The sequence below is a fragment of the Paenibacillus lentus genome (genome assembly GCF_042714055.1).
GTDB classification, from domain to species: Bacteria; Bacillota; Bacilli; order Paenibacillales; family Paenibacillaceae; genus Fontibacillus; species Fontibacillus lentus_A.
In genome coordinates, this window is record NZ_JBHGVC010000019.1 from 1 (window position 1) to 21,369 (window position 21,369).

Genomic DNA, 21,369 nt, shown 5'->3' on the forward strand with positions numbered 1-21,369 from the left:
ATTTCGTGTGTCACCGTTGTTTCAGCAGCGACTCTTATAATATATCACGATCACCCGGATTAAGTCAACAAGTTTTTTTCAAAAACTTTTTTTGGCTGATACCGTTGAAGAATTCTTTAAAACTCAATGCCTTAAAGGGGCGAGATTTAATTTAACACAGATCATACATAAGAGTCAATCTATATTTATACTTATTGGTCTGGAAATGCCTTACATCAGAATTTGCCCGCTAAATACTTGATCTCACGGTCTTCTCCAGCGCTTCCTTTCGGCTCGCTTGTTGCTTCATAGGCCAAGGAATGATACACCAGCTTCCTCAATATCATGGGGACTTCCTCCCGCACATGTGCCAGCTCGGGCAATTGCCGGAGCTCCTGAATGCTCCAAGCTTCTTTGCGACTGGATAAAATACGCAGCAATATCGAACAGCAATCCGCCATTTTGGACATAATGGTGAACTCGCAAGCCAGCAGCACAAGTTGGATACGCTGCTCTAGTGTCTCCTTACTATCTGTCAGCTCATCAAACAGTTTATATACGACGGAGTTCAGCGGACGCACCTGCTCCCATACACTATTTTCCGGCAGAATCCCTTGTTCGATCAATTCAATCCTGGCATAATGCTTTAGCGCTTGCAGCACATTATAATAAGCATCGAGGAAATCAAGCTCTTGGGTATAGCGCTTCGCCTCAATATACATCTTTAGAAATTTGGCAAATTCAATAAATTTGCGCTGCCCTCTCATGCTCGCACCAAAATCAATGATTTCCTGACGCAATCGAGCCAATTCCCCTTCGACATCCCAAATAATTTCCCCATGTAAAAAACACTGTACAATTTCCCGGTTCTCACCAGTCATTACCCAGCGTTTCAAATCCTCGTTGCCAATATAGAGCAATTGATATTGTATATCTCCATTTGTACAATGCTCGATTTCGATTCCCGCTTCATTGATCCCTTCGCATACCGTTATGACAACCAGTTCAAAGCCGTAAATGAGCGAGCTGTGAAAATCTCCGCTGTTATGACGATATCCAATAGCGCCTAGTGCTTCACGGCCGACACTATCTTCATCAACTAATGAAAAAATAGTTGGTTCCACGATATCCTCCTACCTTGGCGTTACCCCGCCAATTCGTTATAATATAGTTCTACGCTATATTGAAGTTTCCTGCTTTTTAAAAGCAGCGTTCTAAAAAAATATCATGAATTGAGGTTTGCTCTAATGTTCTTCAAATCAAGCAAAATCAATGAATTCAGATTATGGGGCCTGCTTCTTACCATGCTGGGCATGGGCCTTATGGTTCTTGGAACAGCCGGTATCGTCTTCTGGGGACAGTCCGGTAAAGTGGTTGCCGGAATCGGACTTGTCATTGGGCTCATCGCTATGCTCGGAAGCTTGGCCGTTTACTTCATCGCTGGCATGCTGTCTACCTCTGCCGTGCAATTAGAATGTCCAGAATGCCATAAATTGACCAAAATGCTAGGCAAAACGGATCGCTGCATGTTCTGCAAAACGATGTTAACGTTAGATCCAGATCGGGCAAATATTACGGTTGAACAATTGCAGCAGCAAAAAACAGCAGCACATTCAGCCGAGTCCTAATAAAAAAGAAGGCGGATCCCAAATGGGTGCCCGCCTTCTTTTTTTCATCAACACAGCGATTACTCGGCAATTTTACTAAGTACTTCCCAAGCTTCACTAGAGGCGAAGCTCCGATTCCATGTCGCTATGCCTCCAAGCTGGAGCGACTTCGCCAACTCCACCCGACGCGCCAGGGAATCCTTGTCTTCCAGCCAAATTCGGTGAAGAACGCCGTCCTCACGATACTCGACGTAGTTTTGGCCGGTTTCTTCCGAGAGCTTCGGCTTCAATGCTTTTTCCTTAATGATCTCTTGGGCTTTCTTCATACCGATCGCTTTAGACTTAACCTTTGTACCCCCGTCTTCTTGCGTCTCCGTCCATACCCGCGTATACAGCGGTATTCCCAATATCAGCTTGCCGGGAGGAACATCATCCTCCTCGATAATTCGCTTCATCGACGAACGAACCCATGGCAGGGATGCAACTGAACCCGATACAGGACTTGCAGCCCAATGCTCATCATATGCCATAACAATGATATAATCCGTTACCTTCGCCAAAGACCTCCGATCAAGAAACGCCGACCACATTTCACTGTTCGATTTCGGAGTCACGTCAATGGATACCACGAGCCCCTGCTCCTGCGCAAGCGGCCACAACTCTCTCATGAATTGAGTCAAATTAGCTCCATCCTTGGTATAAACGTTCTCATAATCAATATTAATGCCGTCTAAATCATACAATTTGGCATAATGCAGCATTTGCACGATCGTCGTTATGCGTCGTTCGAAGGTCGATAAGGATTCCGAAGTAATCTTCGGTTCAAAGCTGTTGCTGAATAATCCCCATACCTGCATGCCCCGTCCATGCGCCCAGTTCACATAGCCACGATCGGCTTTGCTCTGAACATTTCCTTTTCCATCCACCAGCGAAAACCAGGTAGGGCTGACTACGTTTACCCCCGGGAGCTCCCCGATCGAAGATGGCTTGGGCGCTACATTGTATACGGCCTCCCAGGTTAGGTTGACAGCTTTGGATTGCCACTTTTGCTTGGCAGGAGGCATGTCCTGGTCTTCCAGAGGCGGTATTGTCACGTTCTCATCCAGGGCTACATTCTTTTTCTTCACATAGCCGGCATAGCCATTATCCAGTTGGGCATAATACCAATCATCGGCCTCGTCCAAAATTCGCAGCTTCTCTCCGGGCTTCATCTCCGCCAAAATCGGGGTATGAATGCTGCTGCCCTGACGCATGGCGACGGTAGCGTCCTTCTTCCGGCTGGAGGTTTGAGCATGGGCCATTCGAATGGTCTCCCCCGCTCGATATAACAGTACCGCGCCAGATTCGCTATCTTCATGCGTCTCGATGCCGTAGAGCTCCTTCAATAAATACGTCGGCAAGTATAGATTGCCATCCTTCTCCACCGGAGCAAACAGCAATTGAACCGGCTTATTGTTGATCTTCCCATTCATCTCGTCCGTCTTCATCAATACAAGCTTGCGCTGCGTGGTAAGAATGACCGACTTGCTCTCTTCTTCATATCTAATATTGGGATCAATCACCGATTGAATTACGGTAAAAGGAAGCTTTAATCCCTCCCCGCCGTCCAAAGCGGGCAAGTCCATCACTTCGCCTGCCACAAAGATCGGCTTATCGATTTTCCCTTTCCAATCCGGATCGGCATGCTCCCGACTTGGCAGAAGCTCAGATGCCGCCCAGTATGCACCGGCTGCAAGCAACACAAGCACCAAAAACCACTTGAATCGCCCTCCGCGCCTCCGCTTCGTATGAGCCGTTCTTCTACTTTTCAATCCGCAGTACCTCCATCTAAAAATGATAATATCGACGCGGCAACTTCATATGGACTCAAAAAAATAAAAACGTGAAGAATTCACGAAGGAATCCGTCACGTTCTTCCAAACCCGCAGGTCAAATGATTATTGTTCCCGGCAATCGCCGCAAACCCCATAAAGCTCCATTCGGTGACCATGCACCTGGAAGCCGGTCATCTCCTCGGCCTTTTGTTCCACATCCTCCAGCGAAGAGTACGTGAAGTCTTTAATTTTGCCACACTTCTCACATATCACATGATAATGATTCGAGACATCTGCGTCAAAACGGCTAGAGTTGTCCCCATAAGTCAGCTCCCGAACCATGCCAGCTTCAATAAACATTTTCAAATTGTTATATACTGTTGCCACGCTCATATTGGGAAAACGGGGCGCTAATGCACGGTAGATTTCGTCTGCCGTCGGATGGCCCATCGATTCCATAAGAAACGTTAAAATGGCATGACGCTGCGGCGTAATGCGGACCCCATTGAATTTCAATTGATCCAGAGCATGCTGTACCCGCGTAGTCATTTTGTCCACCGCCTTTAAGAGGTTGCTCACCAAGTCCTCTTCTGTCTTCTTACAACTTTATTGTACTTTTACAATAATTCGTTTGTCAACGGAGCACGGCCGGGGGATCGAACCGCTACGAGCTTCACGGATAGAATTCATTGTTTATACACAAACAAATTGCTGTTTCCCTCGACCTTTACTACATATTCCCCAGTGCCAACAATGCCATGAATTACCTTGTTATCGACGACGAAAGGCAGATCCGTCGTAATGTCGCCATAGCCGCTCGAGCCTTCAAGCGTATAGTCCCCTTCCTCGGGGATGGACAGGGTCATTTCTCCTACCGCGCTATAGATGTTCCAATCTCCCTCGATTTGCGGCGATTCAATTTCGACCTTCCCATTCAAGGATTCGGCTTTAAGCGACGCAGCGACGCCTTTAATAACAATATTGCCATTCTTCGTCGTCGCATGAATATCTTCATCCACGTTCAGCAAAGCGATGTTGCCGACCAGCGTGGACATGGAGACCTTTCCGGTGATCATGTTCCCCATCATATTCCCGCCTTGAGTTTCTACATTGATATTTCCGAAAATGCGGTACATTTCCGCATCTCCATTCAGTGTTTTTGCCGTCACATCCCCATTGACATCCCACAGCTTCAAATCCCCATTGCCCGTCTGCAGCTTAATTTGCTTCAAGGCGCGAATGCCGCTCATCTTGATTTTACCGTTCAAAGTGCTTAGATCGATATCCAAAAAGCGATTCTCCGGCAGATATATAGTCATGTTCATCCGAGGATGCCTTTTGCCAGAGGCGCCATAGACCTCGTCCTTCACATTCAGGGTCAGCGCCTTCCCTTCCGTTACGCTAAGCTCCGTACCCTCCGCTACAGGCTGAGCCTCTTCAGCCGGCAGTTGATCGACCCATACTGTGCTTTCCACGCGAATCCCTTCAATCTCCGCTCTTCTTACGTCGATATTTCCATTAATGCCGTTAATAATAATCTGCTCGGTGCTCAGATCAATGGGAATCTCCAGTGACTCCTTCACCAAGCTGTAGCCTTCCTCTGCGCTGAAGTCGGTGCCTGCGGTCGTTAAATCAAGGCTGACCCGGTTCCATAAATGCATATAGTGATCCTGCTGCGTAACCGCGAACACAGAAAATGCCACAAAAAGCGAGAGCAGCAGCCCTTTAATATCGACACGAAGCAAACGCAGCGGAAAAGCTGTTCTCCGGCGATTCCATAGGAATACGTAGATTTGCTCGATTCCTGCAACAACCAGCAGCAGCGGCCACCACTTCAGCAAGCGAAGCATAAGGTTGCTGCCCGACACAACATCTGCCAGAAGGATGCCCCCTACCCCCATAAGCAATAGGGAAGCCGTCATCCGGCCCGTTCTAAACATCCGGCGGCGGCACTCCCGCAATATAAATAGTATACCGCTCAAAATGAGCAGCGCCGAAACCACATAGCCTGCACTGGCCTGAATGATCGCCGCAAGCCAAGGGGGCTTCTGACTAAGCAGGAATATCACTCCGCCTCCACCCATAAGGAGAAGTCCAGAAAGGATCCCCCTCCAGATATGCTCATTAGCTCGGGAGACTGTCTCTGCGGGAGTATTCCTTTCGTTCCTTGCTCTTGCATTGACGACATCCGTAGATTGAAGCACATCATAAATGCTATAAAAATACATAGCGGGAATTAGGATCCCCAGTATAAATAAAAAAGGAATATTAATGGTCATTCTGACGGAAGAGAAATAAATCAATGCCGAAGCATCCAATATTAAAAAATAAATGATAGCTATTCCGCGCCAAAACATCCGCAAATAAAGATGGCCAAGACCCGGAAGCAAGGCCGACAGCATGCAAGCCATAAATTTTCGTTTGCGTCGTCTCGGTCTATATCGCTTAATCGCCTTTTTGGGCCCATGCTTCTGATGTTGCTGAGCCGTCTCGCTCGCGATTACTCTATCCGGCGTCATATCCATCCTCCTCTCAGCAAAGCATCCCTTATCGATTAAACCATCTTTGACTAATCATAACCGATTTCGGGACAATTCGTAACTTGGAATGTACTGGCGAGCATGAAAAAAACTCTCCTACCTGGAGGAGAGTTTCATAGGATCAAGCTGATATAACGTTAATTCCACATTCGGCATCGCCATCATCGTACCTGTGGCTACAAAGCCTTGCTGCTCATATAGCGAGACAGCGGGAGCATTTAGTGTGCCCGCCGTAACCTTGAACAATGCCGTATCCGGATAATTTTCGATAACAAATCGCAGCAATGACTTGCCTATGCCTTGACGAAGATGCTGGGGATGTACCATAAGGCGCGTGATCTCAACAGCTTCATCCTTTTTCCCGGAAACGGCAATCGTTCCGAGAATTTCTCCTTCCGGAGATACCTCTCCATAAAAAGCTTCGGAGCTGTTCCTTAGAGTCTCGAAAGTATCTGGAAGCGGGGGCAGATGCTGAACTCCTACGGCGTATGCCTCCAGGCGATACGCCGCATGCTGCAGGCTCCAAATCTGTTCTACAATTTCCGGTTCATGCAGCGACAGCTGAGCAATCATCCCCTTGCCCCCTTCTTCAAATGACACTCGATAATCTTAGCGCTAACGAAGCTGTCCTCTAGCCTTTCAGAACGTCTACCAGCAGCTTGTTAACGAGTCCTGGATTAGCTTTTCCTTTACTGCGCTTCATAACCTGGCCTACCAGGAAGCCAATCGCCTTCTCTTTGCCTGCTTTGTAATCCTCGACAGAAGCCGGATTATCGGCAATAACCTCATTAACAATGGCCAGAATCGCTCCCTCGTCGCTGATTTGGACAAGTCCCTGCTCCTCGACGATTTGCTGAGGCAGCTTGCCGCTCTGCAGCATTTCTTTGAAGACCGTCTTGGCGATCTTGGAGCTGATCGTTCCTTTCTCGATCAGGCCGATCATTTCGCCCAGCCCTTGACCCGTCAGCTTCACATCGGACAGCTCTTGACCGTTACTATTTAAATATCCCAGCAGATCGCCCATGATCCAGTTGGATACCGATTTCGCATCCTTCGTGAATTCCAGGCTGCTTTCGAACAGATCAGCAAGCGCCTTAGAGGAGGTAATGACTTCAGCATCATAGCTTGGAAGTCCAAATTGCTCCGTATAGCGCGCTTTGCGGGCATCGGGCAGCTCAGGAATGGACGCTCTGATCCGATCCTTCCACGCTTGGTCAATATGCAGCGTAACGAGATCAGGATCCGGGAAATAGCGGTAATCATGCGCTTCTTCCTTGCCGCGCATAGAGAACGTCTTGCCTTGGGTCTCATCCCAGCGCCGCGTCTCCTGAACAACCTCTCCTCCGTCATCCAAAATTTCGGCTTGACGGTATTGCTCATATTCCAGTCCGCGCAGTACGCCACGGAAGGAGTTCATATTTTTAAGCTCGGCCCGTGTTCCTAATTCTTTCTGGCCTACGGGACGAAGGCTGATATTCGCATCGCAGCGCATCGAGCCCTCCTCCATTTTCACGTCGGATACATCGCAATATTGCATAATAGCACGCAGCTTCTCCAAATAAGCTCGCGCTTCCTCCGGAGAGGAAATTTCCGGCTCGGATACGATTTCTACCAACGGGGTGCCGACACGGTTGAAATCGACAAGTGATGCGTAGCCCCCATCGATATGGGTCAGCTTGCCCGCATCCTCCTCCAGATGAAGACGGGTAATTCCAATGCGTTTAGTCTTACCGTCGACTTCAATGTCGATATATCCGTTCTGTCCGATCGGCTGATCGAATTGGGAAATTTGATAAGCCTTCGGTGAATCTGGATAGAAATAGTTTTTACGGTCAAATTTGCTGACATCTGCTATTTCGCAATTGAGCGCCATCGCAGCTTTCATCGCATAGTCTACCGCCTGACGGTTTAGAACAGGCAGTACTCCAGGATGTCCCAGACAGACCGGGCATGTATGACTGTTGGGCGGGGCGCCGAACTCCGTAGAGCAGCCGCAGAAGATTTTCGACTTCGTATGCAGCTCGACATGCACTTCCAGCCCAATTACCGTTTCATATTTGGATGTTGACATATTGATCCTCCTGAACACTTTAGTGAAACAACCCTGCTATCCCTTTACAACGATGGACGCCGCTTGTGATGGTCACTATTCGCTTCAAAGGCATGAGCTAGACGCAATATAGTGCTCTCATCAAACGCTTTGCCGATAAATTGCAGCCCGATTGGAAGCCCGTCCGCAAATCCGCAAGGCACGCTAAGCGCCGGCACTCCGGCAAGGCTGACCGGAATCGTCAATATATCGTTCAAATACATCGTCAGCGGATCATCCACCTGTGATCCCAGCGAGAACGCCGTCGTTGGCGTCGTCGGTCCGACGATAACATCGTATTTTTCAAACGTCTGGTCGAAATCGCGCTTGATCAAGGTACGCACTTTCTGGGCTTTTAAATAGTAAGCATCATAATATCCAGAGCTCAGAGCGTAGGTTCCGAGCATAATACGCCGCTTCACTTCCGGTCCGAAGCCTTGGCTGCGGGACTCGTGATAGAGATCAATCAGGCTGCCTGCATGATCAGCACGCACTCCATAACGAACGCCGTCAAAGCGCGACAGGTTGGAGGACGCCTCTGAAGAAGCGAGCAAATAATAAGCGGCAACGGCATACTCCGTATGCGGAAGCGATACTTCCTCCCATACTGCGCCGAGGCTTTCCAATAGACGTAATGCCTCCATAACGGAAGCCTTGATTTGCGGATCAACGCCTTCCAAATACTCCTTCGGCACCGCGATGCGAAGCCCGGCGATGTCTCCGGTCAGCGCGCTTGCATAATTCGGGATGTCCACTTCTGCCGATGTGGAATCCTTCGGATCATAACCGGCGATGGCCTGCAGCACATACGCGGCATCCTCGACATTTTTAGTAATCGGACCGATTTGGTCGAGCGACGAGGCAAAGGCAACCAGACCGTATCTGGATACAAGGCCATAAGTTGGTTTCAAGCCAACGACTCCGCAATACGAAGCAGGCTGACGAATCGATCCGCCCGTGTCTGAGCCTAACGCAAAATAAGCTTCGCCCGCAGCCACAGCAGCAGCCGATCCGCCGCTTGAGCCGCCTGGTACCCGGTTTAAATCCCACGGATTCCGAACCGGATGGAAGCTTGAGTTCTCATTAGAGCCGCCCATCGCAAACTCGTCCATATTCAATTTGCCGACCAGGATCGATTCGGCTTGCTTCAGCTTCGAAATAACCGTACCGTCATAGATCGGATCATAATTGGACAGGAACTGGCTCGCGCAAGTTGTGCGAAGTCCCTCTGTTACCATATTATCCTTTACTCCGGCTGGCAGCCCGAACAGCAGCCCCAGATCTTCTCCACGAACCAGCTTGCCATCCAATCGCGCCGCTTCCGCGCGCGCGCCTTCTTCGTTCAGTGTCAAAAACGCGCCGATCCGTTCGTCTCTTTCCCCGATCTTGGCAAAGGCCTCGCCAACCAAATCGGTAACCGATAACTCCTTGTTGCGGAGCTGGTTATGTATATCCTGTAAACGTAAATCAAAAAGCGTCACAACCGCTTCCTCCTTCCAAAATTGGGCAGCTCGTCCATCAGGACAGCATAGGTGCTGCAAACCTTTATTAAAGCACATTCGTAGCCGCTTTTTCGCGTATCCATCAATAAGGCTATGGGCTATTCCAAAACGGCAGGAACTTTAAATTGTCCATCCTCTTCTTCAGGCGCATTGCGGAATACCTGCTCTTGCGTCAAGCTCTCATGAACGACGTCCTCGCGCATAACATTGCTGAGGCGAAGCACATGCGTCGTCGGCTCTACGCCTTCCGTATCCAATTCATTCAGCTTCTCGGCATATTGTAAAATCGCGTTCAATTGTTCCGTGAACATATCCCGCTCTTCATCCGTTAAATTCAAACGGGCCAGCTTGGCCACATGCTCAACATCTTTAGTCTCGATGCTCATTCCGTGATCCTCCCTCGTACCTTCCCTGACGGGACTTGATTTGTCCATTCTAACATGTCCATATAGATGATTAAAATTATATTGTAGATTATCTCACAATTCAATCCATTAACGCGAAGCATAAATTAACTCGCAGGCCGCGAGCAAAGCGTGGTTAAACTCAAAAAAAGGCCGGCATCGCCGACCCTTTTCCTAAATCCAAGCTCGCAAATTCACCTGTTTGATGAATTCCGCCTGAGACATAACTTCCTTTGTTGGTTCTTCTTGCTCCTCCGCATAAGGATCTTCCCCATTGATGACCTGGTGGAACAGCTTCTCATTGTGCGTAGCCAGTGCGTAGTCAATCAACGCTTCCTGGGTGGTGCGCTCTACTTCTTGCTCAATCAGCCGCTCTTCGGATTCCACATCCTGCGATGGGACAAAATAATTCCGCCCAGTCTTTGGAGACCGAACAACATAATCAAATACATTGTCCGGATTACGGTCATAAGCAATAATATAGCCATATTCCCCAACAGGAAGATTCTGCTCAAAAGCATCGCCGACGATAACAACTTTCTCTCCCAATTGCAGCATCGTCTACCTCCCTGATTATTACTGTCAGTTATTTTACTATCCTACTAAAAATAAGCGAGATTGGTCAAGCATTTCAGGGATTTATTAGACTACTGGAGCAAAATGAGAGAAATTCGCTTAATCGCCCCTTAAATCAGGGATGCCTTGACGGCGCAAGCTCCAAATGGCGACTCCTATACAAGCAAGGCATAGTAATGAGGTCATTATAGTAGGAAAATACACCGAATCTAGCGGCGAACCGGAGATTGCAGCATTTGCTAGCATCAGCAGCCGAGCCGGACTCCAGGCAAACCAAGCGGGGGCAAGAGTGTGGCCTAGAGAAAAACCCGCAATAAGCAAGAGTGAAATCATAGCCGCAGCGCTGCCGCGTAATAATGTACTAAGCAGAACAATCAAGGATATGGCGAACGTAAGCCATAGAACATATAGCCCTCCTGCAATTAATCCTTCCCGCCAGGGCACAGGGCCGAGCAGCAAAGCAGTGTAATACCATGCGGCGGCATAGCTTACAGCGAAGGAAAAGAGCATTAAGGTCATTTGACCAGCCCACTTTGCGGAAATAAAAGAAGCTGAGCTGACGGGCCGGACGAGAACCAATGCCGCCGTTCCTCCATAGCGCTCGCCGGCCACGACCTGCATCCCGGCGATCACAAGAATAAGTACCCCAAGGGTGTTATATTGCCCGAGCACCCCTGCCATCACCTCGGCAGGACCAGGAATCGGAAATCCCGCGATCATCTCCTTGGGGACGCTTCCTGAAGCGGCCAGAATATCCGGCAAAAAATATGAGGTTACGGGCTGCATGACTACAAGCAGCATAAAAACGACCGGAATCCAGAGCAACTGATAACTTCGAGCCATGCCTAGCAGCTCCTTGCGGTATATATACAATGTTTGCCTCATGCTGTAACCACCTTCATAAACATATCCTCCAATGAGGTTGTGCCCGCCTGAAAGCTTAATAAAGGAATGTCCTGCGAGGAGACCTCATCTAAGATGAGCCGTCTGGCCTCTGTCATGTTATTGACGGTTAACAGAGCGGTATTGCCTTGAATCTGCGCATCCTGGATAAACGGGCGGCTCTGCAGCGAATTCAGCCACTCCTTTGCTGCGCCATGCCTTTCCACCTGAATGGTGAGCAGCGGAAGCCGGTATTTGTCGGTAAGCACCTGCAGCTCCCCGTTTTCTACGATTTCCCCGTCACGCATCATCATGATCCGGTCACAGACCTCTTCCGCATCAGGCAGCACATGAGTCGAAAACAAAATCGTCGTCTCCGTGCGGAGCGACTGGAGCAAATTCATTACCTCTCGCCGCCCTATCGGATCAAGCGCCGATACCGGCTCATCGAGCAGCAGCAGCTTTGGCTGATGAACCAACGCCTGCGCCAAACCAAGCCGCTGCTTCATCCCCCCCGAATATCCCGCAATCCGACGCTTCGCCGCTTCGGCCAAACCAACCCGTTCTAACACGAAGATCGTCTGTTTTCGAGCATCTTTACGGCTCATCCCACTTAGACTTGCCGCGTACATTACGAATTCCTGCCCGGTCATCCAGCCGTAAAACGCGGGATGCTGCGGTAAATATCCGATTAGCGAACGGTATTCCCCGCTGGAATGGCGTAGGCCTTGAACGGAAATCTGTCCCGAGGACGGCCCGATCAATCCGGCAATCATCCGCATCGTCGTCGTCTTGCCGGCGCCGTTCGGCCCAAGCAGCGCCGTACAGCTTCCACGTTCCAGCTCAAAGGAAATTCCTTTGACCGGAGTACGCGAACTAAATCTCTTAGTCAATTGATCGACACGAAGAAATGACATTTAGGCTTCTTTCCTTCCAATTATGAAATAAACGATGCTCCCTGCTATATTTCCGAAGATGATAATCAGAGCCCAAATCCATTTGGCTCCCCTCACCGATTCAGCCCGGGCCAGCGAAATGAGGGCCGTCATCATCAGTATGAACTGCAATACGATAACAGGTGCGAGCAATCCCCAGTTAATATCGACATTCATTTTTTATTCCCCTGTCCTTGTTTTTTCTTTGCGATAATCAGCCCATACAACAACAAGCAGATAAACAATAAGTGGGCTAGGGCAGCTGAGAGCCCCCCATAACCCCCAAATCCAGGCTCTTCTCCCTCGTTTGCGAGCGTCAATGAACATCCATGTGCCTTGAGCAAGCACTAACAGCGCAACTAGGATAAGCACCCACCATGGCGGGAGCGGCTCAGAATGAATTTTCAGCGGCATATTCATTCTGTTCTCCCCCTCCGGGATGGGCGCAGCGCTACGGCGACTGCTACCGCTGCGATAACTCCAAGCCCTTGCAGTAGTGCGAAAATTACCGGGATCGTCAGTGCAAACAGGAAACCGCCACTAATCATCAACAGGGCAACCAAGCAGAACAGCAGAACTTCCCATCTTCTCACCCAAGCCATCATTCGCCATCGCTCTTTAACGATCAATTCCCAAGACTCGACCGAGGGCCCGCTCTTCTCAGGAACGACACGATCCAAAGTCTGTAAATCCTTCAACAGCTCATGAATGAGCTCGTCCTCCAATTCCCTGTCTTGTCCTTTATGATTCATGTGGATTCAACTCCTTTCGCAATTCGCGCAATCCATAAGCGACACGGGATTTAACCGTACCTGCAGGGATATTCAGCATACTTCCAATCTCATCATAGCTGTACCCGTAATAATGCTTCAGTAGAATCGCAATCCGGTGATCGGGAGAGAGCTGAAACAGCAGCTCCAGCAAATCGCTCCACTCTTCCTGATTGGCTTCAAAATGCCATTTCAGCCTACTAGTGTTCGCATCCTGCACCAGCCATTGTCGTTCCCTCTTCCGGCGTCGGGTTACGTCGATGAATAACCGAGTTGCAATCGTCATCAACCATGAGGAAAAAGCAGAGGAGCCATCGTATTTTTGTATATTCTCCATACATTTCAGCATCGTATCCTGAGTTAAATCCTCGGCTGTTTTGGGCTCCATGGTCACCTTCACCAAGTATTTGTACACATAAGAATAATGATGTCTTATTAGTGAAGCGAGAGCGGCGGCATCGCCTTGTTTAGCTAGTTTGATCCATTCCCTCTCTTGCGGCATCGCGTCACCCCTTTGTCCATAGCATCTATAATACGACCAGTAAGCCGAATTCGTTCAATGATAAGTTTAAAAAAGTGATTTCAAAAAAAATAGAGCCGAAAGAGGGAACGCAATATCACTCATTTCAGCTCTGCGAGCACACTTATTTATATAATTCTTTGCGTATTTGCCCCAGCTTATGATGCCAGGGCTGATTTATCAAGCCTGAAGACATGACAATCTGGCGCCAACTAGGGGAAATATCAGTTAATGAAGCCTCCGCAATCATTACATGTTCTCGATTTCTTCCTAAATGATGGCCAGAGCCTTCATCCGTAACATAAGATACGCTACGCTTCACATTGCCCTCTCCTTCCTGATCCTGCCGACTCGCCTGCTCTCCTGCAGCTATCCCGGAAATCCGAAAAAAGACAAAAAAAGAACGCAAACCGGGATTATTCCACAGCTTGCGTGCTTCGCAAAGGTTACAAACATTTAATTAATATACATCCTAGCAAAGGAATGTAGTTTTGTCTAGTATTTTTGTACTTTTTGTAGCAAATTCTCACTAAATCGCATCTCCTGGTCAGGAAACGTACGGATTATTGGCTTTTTCGAATCCTATCGTCGTTTTTGGCCCATGACCAGGGTATACGACAACCTCATCCGACAAACGATATAATTTTCCGCGAATGGAATTATACAGATCAGCCTCCCGGCCGCCCGGCAAATCCGTGCGTCCCACGCTCATCCGAAATAATACGTCTCCCGAAAAAAGATCGTTTTCGCACAGGAAGCTGACGCTTCCCGGGGAATGACCCGGAGTGTGGTAAACGGTAAACTCATGGCCGATCAATTTCAGTTTCTGTCCTTCATCAAGCTCGTACTCTGCCGGATTGCTCTGAATAGGCGGCGATACTTCCGCCCAACGAAGGGAACCGTTAAGCGCAGGCGTCGTCAGCCAGTCGCTCTCTATCCGGTGCAAATACACCGGGCACTTCTTCAAACGGCGGATTTCATCGACTCCCCCGATGTGATCGAAGTGGGCGTGGGTCAGCAGGATCGCTTCGATCTCAAGCCCCTCGATTCTGCGAATCAATGGAGCAGGGTTCATTCCCGGATCGATGATGATAGCCTTGCCCTCATCTTCCCCGCGAATCAGATAAGCATTGGTCTGCAGTGGTCCTAATGAAAATGTCTCGATGTTCAGCATGTTAAAATTTCGAGAGCAGCGCGCGCAGTTCGGATACAACCTTGCCGTTTACTCCCGCTCCTTCATCATATTTCCGGGCCATTTGCTTACGGATTACAGCAATTTTCTCTTCGTAGTCCGGAGCTTCGCGATCCGGGTTGTCCTGCTTGAATTGGATCATGATTTTCTGCACGTCCGCCGGGCGCGGGCCCCAGTGACCAAGAACATGGCCTCCCGTATCCGCTACGATCACAATCGGAACGGCACGGCCCCCCATCGTTAAGAAGTGATCCATAACATCCTGATGCTCCTCCACAATGAGGATTTCCGGCTCGATGCCCGCCGTCTCAAGCGCCCGAAAAATAACAGGAACACTACGAATGACATCGCCACACCAATCAGCGGCAAGGATCCAAACTCGCAAATCATCCCGATTCTTCAAGCTCTCGAAAAATTCCCGATCCTCCTCGTTCACCCAGCTAAAGCCATCATAGCCGGACTGGAACGCTTCTTTATTACGCTGCATCCCCTCCATAAATTGCTGCGGCGAGATACCCTTACCCAATTTATGACTTAAATTTATACTCATATTAAGCCTCCCCTTTCCTCTTGTTCGATCCATACCACTTCACGATAAAATACCCAATCAGCAGGGCGAGGGCAACGAGCAGTATCGGCATAATATACGGGCCTGCCTTCTCATCGATAGCTTGCCACTGTTCTCCAAGCACCATGCCTAGGTAGACAAACAGCACCGACCATGGAATGACAGCAAGAGTGGTCAGCCATAGAAATTTGCTCACAGGCATCTTGGCCATGCCTGCCGGGATCGAAATGGCATGTCTGACTACCGGAATGAAGCGTGCGGTAAAAATAACCCCTGATCCGTATTTCAAAAACCAGGCCTCGGATAAGTCGATATGCTTTTTTTGGATCAAAATATACTTGCCGAATCGCTCCAAAATCGGCCGTCCCCCGTATCGCCCGATCCAGTACACGAATAACTGGGCTATCACGCCGCCGATCACGCCGAATACAACCGCTCCAATAAAGCTGATTCGCTCCGTATATACGAGATAGCCCCCGAAGGCAAGCACGATCTCACTCGGTATGACCTCGATCATCAGCCCTAGCATAATACCGAAGTACCCTAGCTGCTGTATCCATTCAAACAATGCTCCGACCACATTTGACAACCACTCCACGACTCGTCCTCTCCTCAAAATCGTCTTACTACCAATCTATTCTAACATAGCCTAAGACATGCCTTCTAGTTAGAGCACGTTTAACGCGGGAAGGCCATCTCTGCAGTGTCCCGCCCGAATCGGTACGCATATGCTGTTACAAAGGAGGCGATCATTCTGAACAAAATGCACGGCAAGCACCAAGCCGCCCTCCCAACGCCGCGCAAAATCCGCCGGGGATGCAGCAAGGAACTTTACCGAACCATCAAACGGCTCGGCGTATATATTCCCGAAGATCAGCTCAAAGAAGGTGAGGCGCTTTACTACAAAAAAGTGATTGCCAATTTGCTCTGGATCGGCGAAAACAGCAGCAACCGCAAGCTGCTTGCGGACTGGTGGGATGACGAAGTGAGCCCAGAGCTCGCCGAGCTGTGGAGCCTTGATCGCGAGGCATTATGCCAAGCGTTCCGAGCTGCTTTCGGCGGCTAACTATGATCGGGAGAGTAGCGAAATACGTACTCTCCCAGCTCACGGCCCCGATCTTTCGCCTCTTCAGTCACAATGAAGCGTCGATCATTGCGCAGGGTCGTTGCATTAGCGAGCCGCTTGGCAAGCTCCTCGTAGCGAGTGTACAGCTTGTACCCGGACAAAGCTGCAGCCATAGCTTCCTTAGGGCGCTGATCCCGCTTCAGTTGGCGAGCGAGAGAGGCAAGATGGCTTAGCACCTCCGTCTGTCTCTTCCTGCTGTAAGGATCGAGCTTAACGGCATGCTCCCAGGCAGAAACGGCCTCCATCGGCCGCGAGCCGGAAAGCGCCCGCCCCAAGGCGCTCCATAGCTCGGGATCGGCCCGGTCGTAGGCTAATCCCTGCCGCAACACCTTCGCTCGTCCATCAGGATTGGACAACCCGGCCAAATGCAGCCGAGCCGAGGATCGGGCGGGATATATGGCTAGCGATTGCTCAAACAATTCCACAGCCTGTTCAGCTCGGCCCAAAGCTGCTGCCGTCAACGCCTGCCGTTCCCGTGCCAGGCTAACGGCCTGCCGTACTCCCGACAGACTCACAAGCAGCAACAGGGTCATAACTATAAGAGTACCGCTGTATCGCAGGTGACGAGCCATTGGCCAAGCTAGCTCTGTGATCTGGGGCTGTGTGAAATGGGGAGGCCGATCAAGCTGTGCGGAATGTACGAACTGTATGCGTGTGAACCGAGCCATCGGCATAGTCTGTATGGGATCAGACTGCGTAGAATGGACGGAAACAGCCGACAGACGCGAGATGCCGGAGCAAGCCATCCAAATCAGTAACAGCCACGTTAGGCCATAGCTCAAACTAAAATCGACAGCGCTATGCAGAAGTATTACGAGATAGGAAGGCCACATTATGCTCCTCATGCGAACCAGTGTAACCCCTGCGGCTGTAAGCCAGAGCAGCACGGCAGCCAGTCCGGCCAGCCCGATATCCAACACGATATTCATATAGCCGCTATGGATTTCCCCTCCCACGTAAGCAGAACTCTGTACCGCCCTGAACATGATCTCCCATGTCCTGCCCCCTTGCCCCAGCCATGGGGAGTTGATAAACAAGCTCCAAGCATCGCGGTACATAAGAATGCGGGCAGAAGCCGTGGCCAACGAGCCGGCCCGTTCAGGCAGGCCATGGCCCAGCCATAACCAAAAATGCCCTGCCGCCAGCAGAATGCTGACGGCGGCAAGCCACCGGGTTCCCCGCCCGGCAATATGTCTTGCGGTGATCATGGCTGTGCCTCCGGTCGCTGCCAGCAGGAACAGCCCAGGAAGCAATGATGGAGCGAGCGATGCTGAGGATAGCTGCCAAGCAGCAACTGATCCACAGAGGAGCAGCGCTCCGCTTTGACCCACGTAACGAGAACGGTCAGCACCCCGAAGCTGGCATAAACCGGCCAGCCCGGCAGCGGCAACAGCTATGCAAGCTCCCCGCGATTCCGTGAGCAGCAGGCACAGAACATAAATAAAGGCGCAGCATGCAGCAGCATACCCTCTCCATCCGCGCTGGCGGGTGAAGTCTGCAGCCGACATCCGGGCCAGGGACATCAACCGCTCCAGAAAAAAGACCCCCATCACTGCTCCAAAGGTATTTGGATATTGCAGCAGTCCGCCTAAGCGTGCACCGTAAGCCGATAATTCTGCCTGCTCCGTTCGAAAAATGGCCGCAGGGTACGGAAAGAGCCCATACACCGCTGCGAGAGCCGTTACACCGAGCAGCAGCCCAAGAAAGCCCCAGCCTGCCGCAAGTGCTTTCCTGCCTCTCACGCTGCAGCCGGCGTAATAGATAAATAACCCAAAGCAGCCATAAAAACTCCAAGCAAGCACGGTCTCGCCGTTAGCCTGCTGGGACAAAGGGCCGGCGGCAAGATGAGCTGCATACAACGAGGCTATGATGAACGGCCCGCTGAGAACGAGGCCTAGCGCTAGCTGAGCCGTTATGATGGGCTGACTTTTGCCGTTCAAGAGGCTCCGACTCCGACTCCGGCCCATCCACCGTCCACTCACCGTTCTCCCAAATACCACTGCAGCTGTCACCGCAATGCCCAATGACATAAGCACCAAAGCCGCCATAGTATCGATAAAATATAATCCGCCGCTCAAGCAAGCGACGCTCCCGGCGATTGTACAAGCGAAAGCCGCAAATATCGCTGACAAAGCCCCTGCATCGCTGTCGCCTGGCCATCTCTCGATCATTTCGCGCATGCCGCTCCTTTTCTTCATCGATTTGAAGCCCTATTCCGCCTCACGCAATAGCTATTTCTACACGAAAGCGCCTAACAGCACCCTTGAACAATACTCAATCTAAATACAAGTGGATTTCATGTATCTATTTATACTGCAACGGGTCGATTTCGCGAATTAGCTTCATTTCGTGTATCTAAAACATAGCTTTTCGCCTGACTAACCCTAAAGTTTAATTCTAAATACATTAAATCCAGTTAATTTTATATCCAGTGACAAACCGCCCATTTTAATACAGAAAATACCGTTATATTTTTTCTTCTGGTACAAATAGGTACGTCGCCGTAGTTTATCCTAAAAAAAAGGCCAACACCTTAAGTGTTGACCTCCAAAAACTACTTCAAACCACGAAGCTGAAGCAGTCTGTAGTCGACCGACCGCCGTCATGCAGCAAAACACCGCGCGCTGGGAGCTGCGCCCGGTGCGAAAAGTATGCTGTTAATTGCTGCTTGTGCAGTCTTGTGCTGTATAATACTGTTTCTTGATGTTGCTCTTATCCGTTAAATCGTTATGCCGTAAAATCGTTATGCCGCGACATTTATTGTCACTCTGTTATGTTTTGGTGTTCGGCCTTAACCTGCCGCCTGAAGCTGGGCCTCTTTCCCGGTCGCTTAGTCCTGATCCTTCTGGGGCAGCAAATCCCGGCAGGCTCTCTCCAGGTAAGGGTCTGCACTCAGAAAGTCGCGAAAAGCGGTATACTCCCGCCACAGCCGTTCGGTATCGGCACTGGACGATTTCACAGCCCGAATCAAAATGTTCTTCGGCGTATGCTCCATATCGATGAACTCAAGCAGCTGCGTCTTATAGCCGAGCAAATCCAGCAGCTTCGCCCGGATGGCATCCGTAGCCAGCGCCGAGAAGCGCTCCTTAAGGATCCCGTGCGACAGCAGCGGTTCAAGCACAGGGCTATTCACCTGATTGAACAGCTCATGCTGACAGCACGGTACGGACAGAATGACGGAAGCTTCCCAGCGTACCGCCTTCTCCAGCGCAGCATCTGTCGCAGTATCGCAAGCATGCAAGGTCACGACCATGTCCACTTGACTTAGCTCGTTATAATCAGCGATATCGCCAACGAGGAAGCGCAATTGATTATAATGCAAATTCTGTGCCAATGTCCCGCAGTGCTCGATAACGTCTGCCTTCAGGTCAAGCCCGACGACGTTCAGCTCCCTGCGCTGTTGGACGGACAAATAGTGATACAGCGCAAACGTCAGATACGATTTGCCGCAGCCGAAATCCACGATGGTTAGCGGGCGATCCTCTGGAAGGTAGGGGATGACATCCTGCACCATTTCCAGGAAGCGATTGATCTGCCGAAACTTATCGTATTTTTTGGCGAACACTTTTCCATCCGCATTCATGATGCCGAGCTCCACTAGGAACGGTACCGGAGTTCCTTCTTCCAGAATGTATTGCTTTTGCCGGTTATGCGACAGCGCACCTGGCTTCTTGGATGGAGACTTCTTTAAAATCGATACTTTGTATTTCTTGCTGATCAGGACTTGATAGTCGGCATCAACGGCACAAAACAGACCCTGCCGGAACGTATCTTCGAACAGAGCCATTATCCGCTCCTCGATGAAAGAAGCTTCAATATTCTCATGGGTTACCTTATTGGCATAATGATACGCCAGCTGATAATGAAGGCTCTTCTTCAGTTCCACGGGTTTCACTACCACTTTAGTATAGCTGGTATCGCCCGCTTTGCGGCGCTGACTGAGCGTAGCGGAGATCATGGTACCCTCTTCCGCCAGTTGATGGACAAGATTCCGCAAAGACTCCATAGTTAGACAACTCTCTTTCGCTTTTCAAATAATGGTTCCTGCCTAATGGCTAATTAAGTTATTTTACAAGCGATTGCGCAGTTCAACAAGCCCCTCCTGCACCTCGGCTGCTGACAGTCCGCCTTCCTCCAGCTCACGCGGATCCACGTCTGACAAGCGTTCATAAAAAGCAATTCCTTCGTGCACATCCATCGCATGCTGATCGATCAGGCGGTACAGCGCATTTTCGGCCAGATCATATTTGCCCTTCTCCTCGGTAAAATGAAATACCAGCCGCTCTGCATCCGGATTAAGGGGGTAGCCTTTGAGCTTGGCCAGGAGACTGAAAATTTCCTCATCCAGCCCCCACAAAGCGCGATCCGCGCCATGCTGCCTGGCCACAAGAAATAATTGAAGAGCCTTCTGCTGCCTCACCCGGCCCTCATTCACTTGACCGTTATCCAGGAATAAGTCCCCTTCCTCTCGCAGCAGCCTGGCCAGAGTTTGTAGTTTATCCGCTTCTATGATTCTGCCACTGCGAAATAATTCTGTAATATCCTTGGGCGACAACGTCCCCAGCAGCAAAGAGTTTAGGCGAAACTGGGTTCTGTACAGCTCTTCAAGCTCCTGCAGGGCTTCAGGATGCTTTTTCTGCTGCTTTAAGCCAAAAATAGCTCCCAGCGCCTCCGTTATCTCCTCAATGGCCCGAACGAGGTAATCTTTTCTTAACATGCCAAGCCCCCTCTTCCCATCCTATTGTTGATGAATGCACGTGTATAGAGTCAGATTTTATATGATTTCAACCTTGATTTCCACTTCCTCCGCTTAAATCAACACCTTTGCTTCCAGTCCTCTTTACAATCACGCCCTACTCTGAAGG

General features: G+C 50.0%; 24 protein-coding genes. 2 read left to right on the forward strand and 22 right to left on the reverse strand.

Translation table 11 applies throughout. The annotated features are described in order from the left end of the window. Positions 1–215: 215 nt before the first annotated feature. Positions 216–1,103: a nucleotidyltransferase-like protein gene (locus ACE3MQ_RS25550; RefSeq protein WP_379398121.1), complete on the reverse strand. Its 888-nt coding sequence runs from the start codon at positions 1,101–1,103 to the stop codon at positions 216–218. Between the two features lie 123 nt (positions 1,104–1,226). On the opposite strand from ACE3MQ_RS25550, the gene ACE3MQ_RS25555 reads away from it, so the two are divergent. Then, complete coding sequence (locus tag ACE3MQ_RS25555; protein ID WP_379398123.1) at positions 1,227–1,607, forward strand: DUF2614 family zinc ribbon-containing protein; 381 nt, start codon at positions 1,227–1,229, stop codon at positions 1,605–1,607. Positions 1,608–1,666: 59 nt separating this feature from the next. On the opposite strand, the gene ACE3MQ_RS25560 is transcribed toward ACE3MQ_RS25555, so the two are convergent. The 18 genes from ACE3MQ_RS25560 to uptA all read right to left on the reverse strand — a co-directional run bounded on the left by ACE3MQ_RS25560 (position 1,667) and on the right by uptA (position 15,976). Next, positions 1,667–3,397 (reverse strand): glycosyl hydrolase family 18 protein, encoded by a 1,731-nt coding sequence (locus tag ACE3MQ_RS25560; RefSeq protein ID WP_379398126.1) that lies wholly within the window; start codon positions 3,395–3,397, stop codon positions 1,667–1,669. 126 nt (positions 3,398–3,523) lie between these two features. Continuing rightward, the gene (locus tag ACE3MQ_RS25565) at positions 3,524–3,949 is read right to left on the reverse strand and encodes a Fur family transcriptional regulator (RefSeq protein WP_379398242.1); all 426 of its coding nucleotides are present in this window, start codon (positions 3,947–3,949) and stop codon (positions 3,524–3,526) included. Between the two features lie 137 nt (positions 3,950–4,086). Beyond that, complete coding sequence (locus ACE3MQ_RS25570) at positions 4,087–5,919, reverse strand: DUF4097 family beta strand repeat-containing protein (protein WP_379398128.1); 1,833 nt, start codon at positions 5,917–5,919, stop codon at positions 4,087–4,089. A gap of 117 nt (positions 5,920–6,036) precedes the next feature. Next, on the reverse strand, positions 6,037–6,513 hold the full coding sequence (locus tag ACE3MQ_RS25575; protein WP_379398130.1) for a GNAT family N-acetyltransferase: 477 nt from the start codon (positions 6,511–6,513) through the stop codon (positions 6,037–6,039). A 58-nt stretch (positions 6,514–6,571) separates the two neighbouring features. After that, positions 6,572–8,011, reverse strand: coding sequence for an Asp-tRNA(Asn)/Glu-tRNA(Gln) amidotransferase subunit GatB (gene gatB / locus ACE3MQ_RS25580; RefSeq protein WP_379398132.1), 1,440 nt, complete (start codon positions 8,009–8,011; stop codon positions 6,572–6,574). 44 nt (positions 8,012–8,055) lie between these two features. Then, positions 8,056–9,510, reverse strand: a complete 1,455-nt coding sequence (gene gatA, locus ACE3MQ_RS25585) for an Asp-tRNA(Asn)/Glu-tRNA(Gln) amidotransferase subunit GatA (protein ID WP_379398134.1) — start codon at positions 9,508–9,510, stop codon at positions 8,056–8,058. 119 nt (positions 9,511–9,629) lie between these two features. Beyond that, positions 9,630–9,917: an Asp-tRNA(Asn)/Glu-tRNA(Gln) amidotransferase subunit GatC gene (gene gatC, locus ACE3MQ_RS25590; protein WP_379398136.1), complete on the reverse strand. Its 288-nt coding sequence runs from the start codon at positions 9,915–9,917 to the stop codon at positions 9,630–9,632. A 192-nt stretch (positions 9,918–10,109) separates the two neighbouring features. Further along, positions 10,110–10,493, reverse strand: a complete 384-nt coding sequence (locus ACE3MQ_RS25595) for an ATPase (RefSeq protein ID WP_379398138.1) — start codon at positions 10,491–10,493, stop codon at positions 10,110–10,112. Between the two features lie 117 nt (positions 10,494–10,610). Further along, complete coding sequence (locus ACE3MQ_RS25600) at positions 10,611–11,396, reverse strand: ABC transporter permease (RefSeq protein ID WP_379398140.1); 786 nt, start codon at positions 11,394–11,396, stop codon at positions 10,611–10,613. Beyond that, a complete protein-coding gene (locus ACE3MQ_RS25605; RefSeq protein ID WP_379398142.1) occupies positions 11,393–12,310 on the reverse strand; it encodes an ABC transporter ATP-binding protein in 918 nt (305 codons plus the stop codon). The genes ACE3MQ_RS25600 and ACE3MQ_RS25605 overlap by 4 nt, the downstream gene beginning before the upstream one ends. Next, the gene (locus ACE3MQ_RS25610; protein WP_379398144.1) at positions 12,311–12,505 is read right to left on the reverse strand and encodes a PLD nuclease N-terminal domain-containing protein; all 195 of its coding nucleotides are present in this window, start codon (positions 12,503–12,505) and stop codon (positions 12,311–12,313) included. It lies immediately after the preceding gene. Between the two features lie 3 nt (positions 12,506–12,508). After that, positions 12,509–12,748: a hypothetical protein gene (locus ACE3MQ_RS25615; RefSeq protein ID WP_379398146.1), complete on the reverse strand. Its 240-nt coding sequence runs from the start codon at positions 12,746–12,748 to the stop codon at positions 12,509–12,511. After that, the gene (locus ACE3MQ_RS25620) at positions 12,745–13,080 is read right to left on the reverse strand and encodes a DUF5345 family protein (RefSeq protein WP_379398148.1); all 336 of its coding nucleotides are present in this window, start codon (positions 13,078–13,080) and stop codon (positions 12,745–12,747) included. Before ACE3MQ_RS25620 ends, ACE3MQ_RS25615 begins: the two co-directional genes overlap by 4 nt. Beyond that, the gene (sigY, locus tag ACE3MQ_RS25625; protein ID WP_379398150.1) at positions 13,070–13,600 is read right to left on the reverse strand and encodes an RNA polymerase sigma factor SigY; all 531 of its coding nucleotides are present in this window, start codon (positions 13,598–13,600) and stop codon (positions 13,070–13,072) included. The genes ACE3MQ_RS25620 and sigY overlap by 11 nt, the downstream gene beginning before the upstream one ends. Positions 13,601–13,742: 142 nt before the next feature. Continuing rightward, complete coding sequence (locus ACE3MQ_RS25630) at positions 13,743–13,940, reverse strand: hypothetical protein (protein WP_379398152.1); 198 nt, start codon at positions 13,938–13,940, stop codon at positions 13,743–13,745. Positions 13,941–14,165: 225 nt separating this feature from the next. Continuing rightward, positions 14,166–14,792, reverse strand: a complete 627-nt coding sequence (locus tag ACE3MQ_RS25635; protein WP_379398154.1) for an MBL fold metallo-hydrolase — start codon at positions 14,790–14,792, stop codon at positions 14,166–14,168. Position 14,793: 1 nt separating this feature from the next. Continuing rightward, on the reverse strand, positions 14,794–15,360 hold the full coding sequence (locus ACE3MQ_RS25640) for a thioredoxin family protein (protein ID WP_379398156.1): 567 nt from the start codon (positions 15,358–15,360) through the stop codon (positions 14,794–14,796). A 1-nt stretch (position 15,361) separates the two neighbouring features. Then, entirely contained in the window at positions 15,362–15,976 is a 615-nt protein-coding gene (uptA, locus tag ACE3MQ_RS25645) for an undecaprenyl phosphate transporter UptA (RefSeq protein WP_379398158.1), read from the reverse strand. Between the two features lie 165 nt (positions 15,977–16,141). On the opposite strand from uptA, the gene ACE3MQ_RS25650 reads away from it, so the two are divergent. Further along, complete coding sequence (locus tag ACE3MQ_RS25650) at positions 16,142–16,444, forward strand: dehydrogenase (RefSeq protein WP_379398244.1); 303 nt, start codon at positions 16,142–16,144, stop codon at positions 16,442–16,444. On the opposite strand, the gene ACE3MQ_RS25655 is transcribed toward ACE3MQ_RS25650, so the two are convergent. The 3 genes from ACE3MQ_RS25655 to ACE3MQ_RS25665 form a co-directional block, all read right to left on the reverse strand. Next, on the reverse strand, positions 16,441–18,675 hold the full coding sequence (locus ACE3MQ_RS25655) for an O-antigen ligase family protein (protein ID WP_379398160.1): 2,235 nt from the start codon (positions 18,673–18,675) through the stop codon (positions 16,441–16,443). The genes ACE3MQ_RS25650 and ACE3MQ_RS25655 overlap by 4 nt on opposite strands. Before the next feature lie 659 nt (positions 18,676–19,334). Beyond that, positions 19,335–20,510: a class I SAM-dependent methyltransferase gene (locus ACE3MQ_RS25660; RefSeq protein WP_379398162.1), complete on the reverse strand. Its 1,176-nt coding sequence runs from the start codon at positions 20,508–20,510 to the stop codon at positions 19,335–19,337. 63 nt (positions 20,511–20,573) lie between these two features. After that, positions 20,574–21,221, reverse strand: coding sequence for a DUF6483 family protein (locus ACE3MQ_RS25665; RefSeq protein WP_379398164.1), 648 nt, complete (start codon positions 21,219–21,221; stop codon positions 20,574–20,576). Positions 21,222–21,369 lie beyond the last annotated feature (148 nt).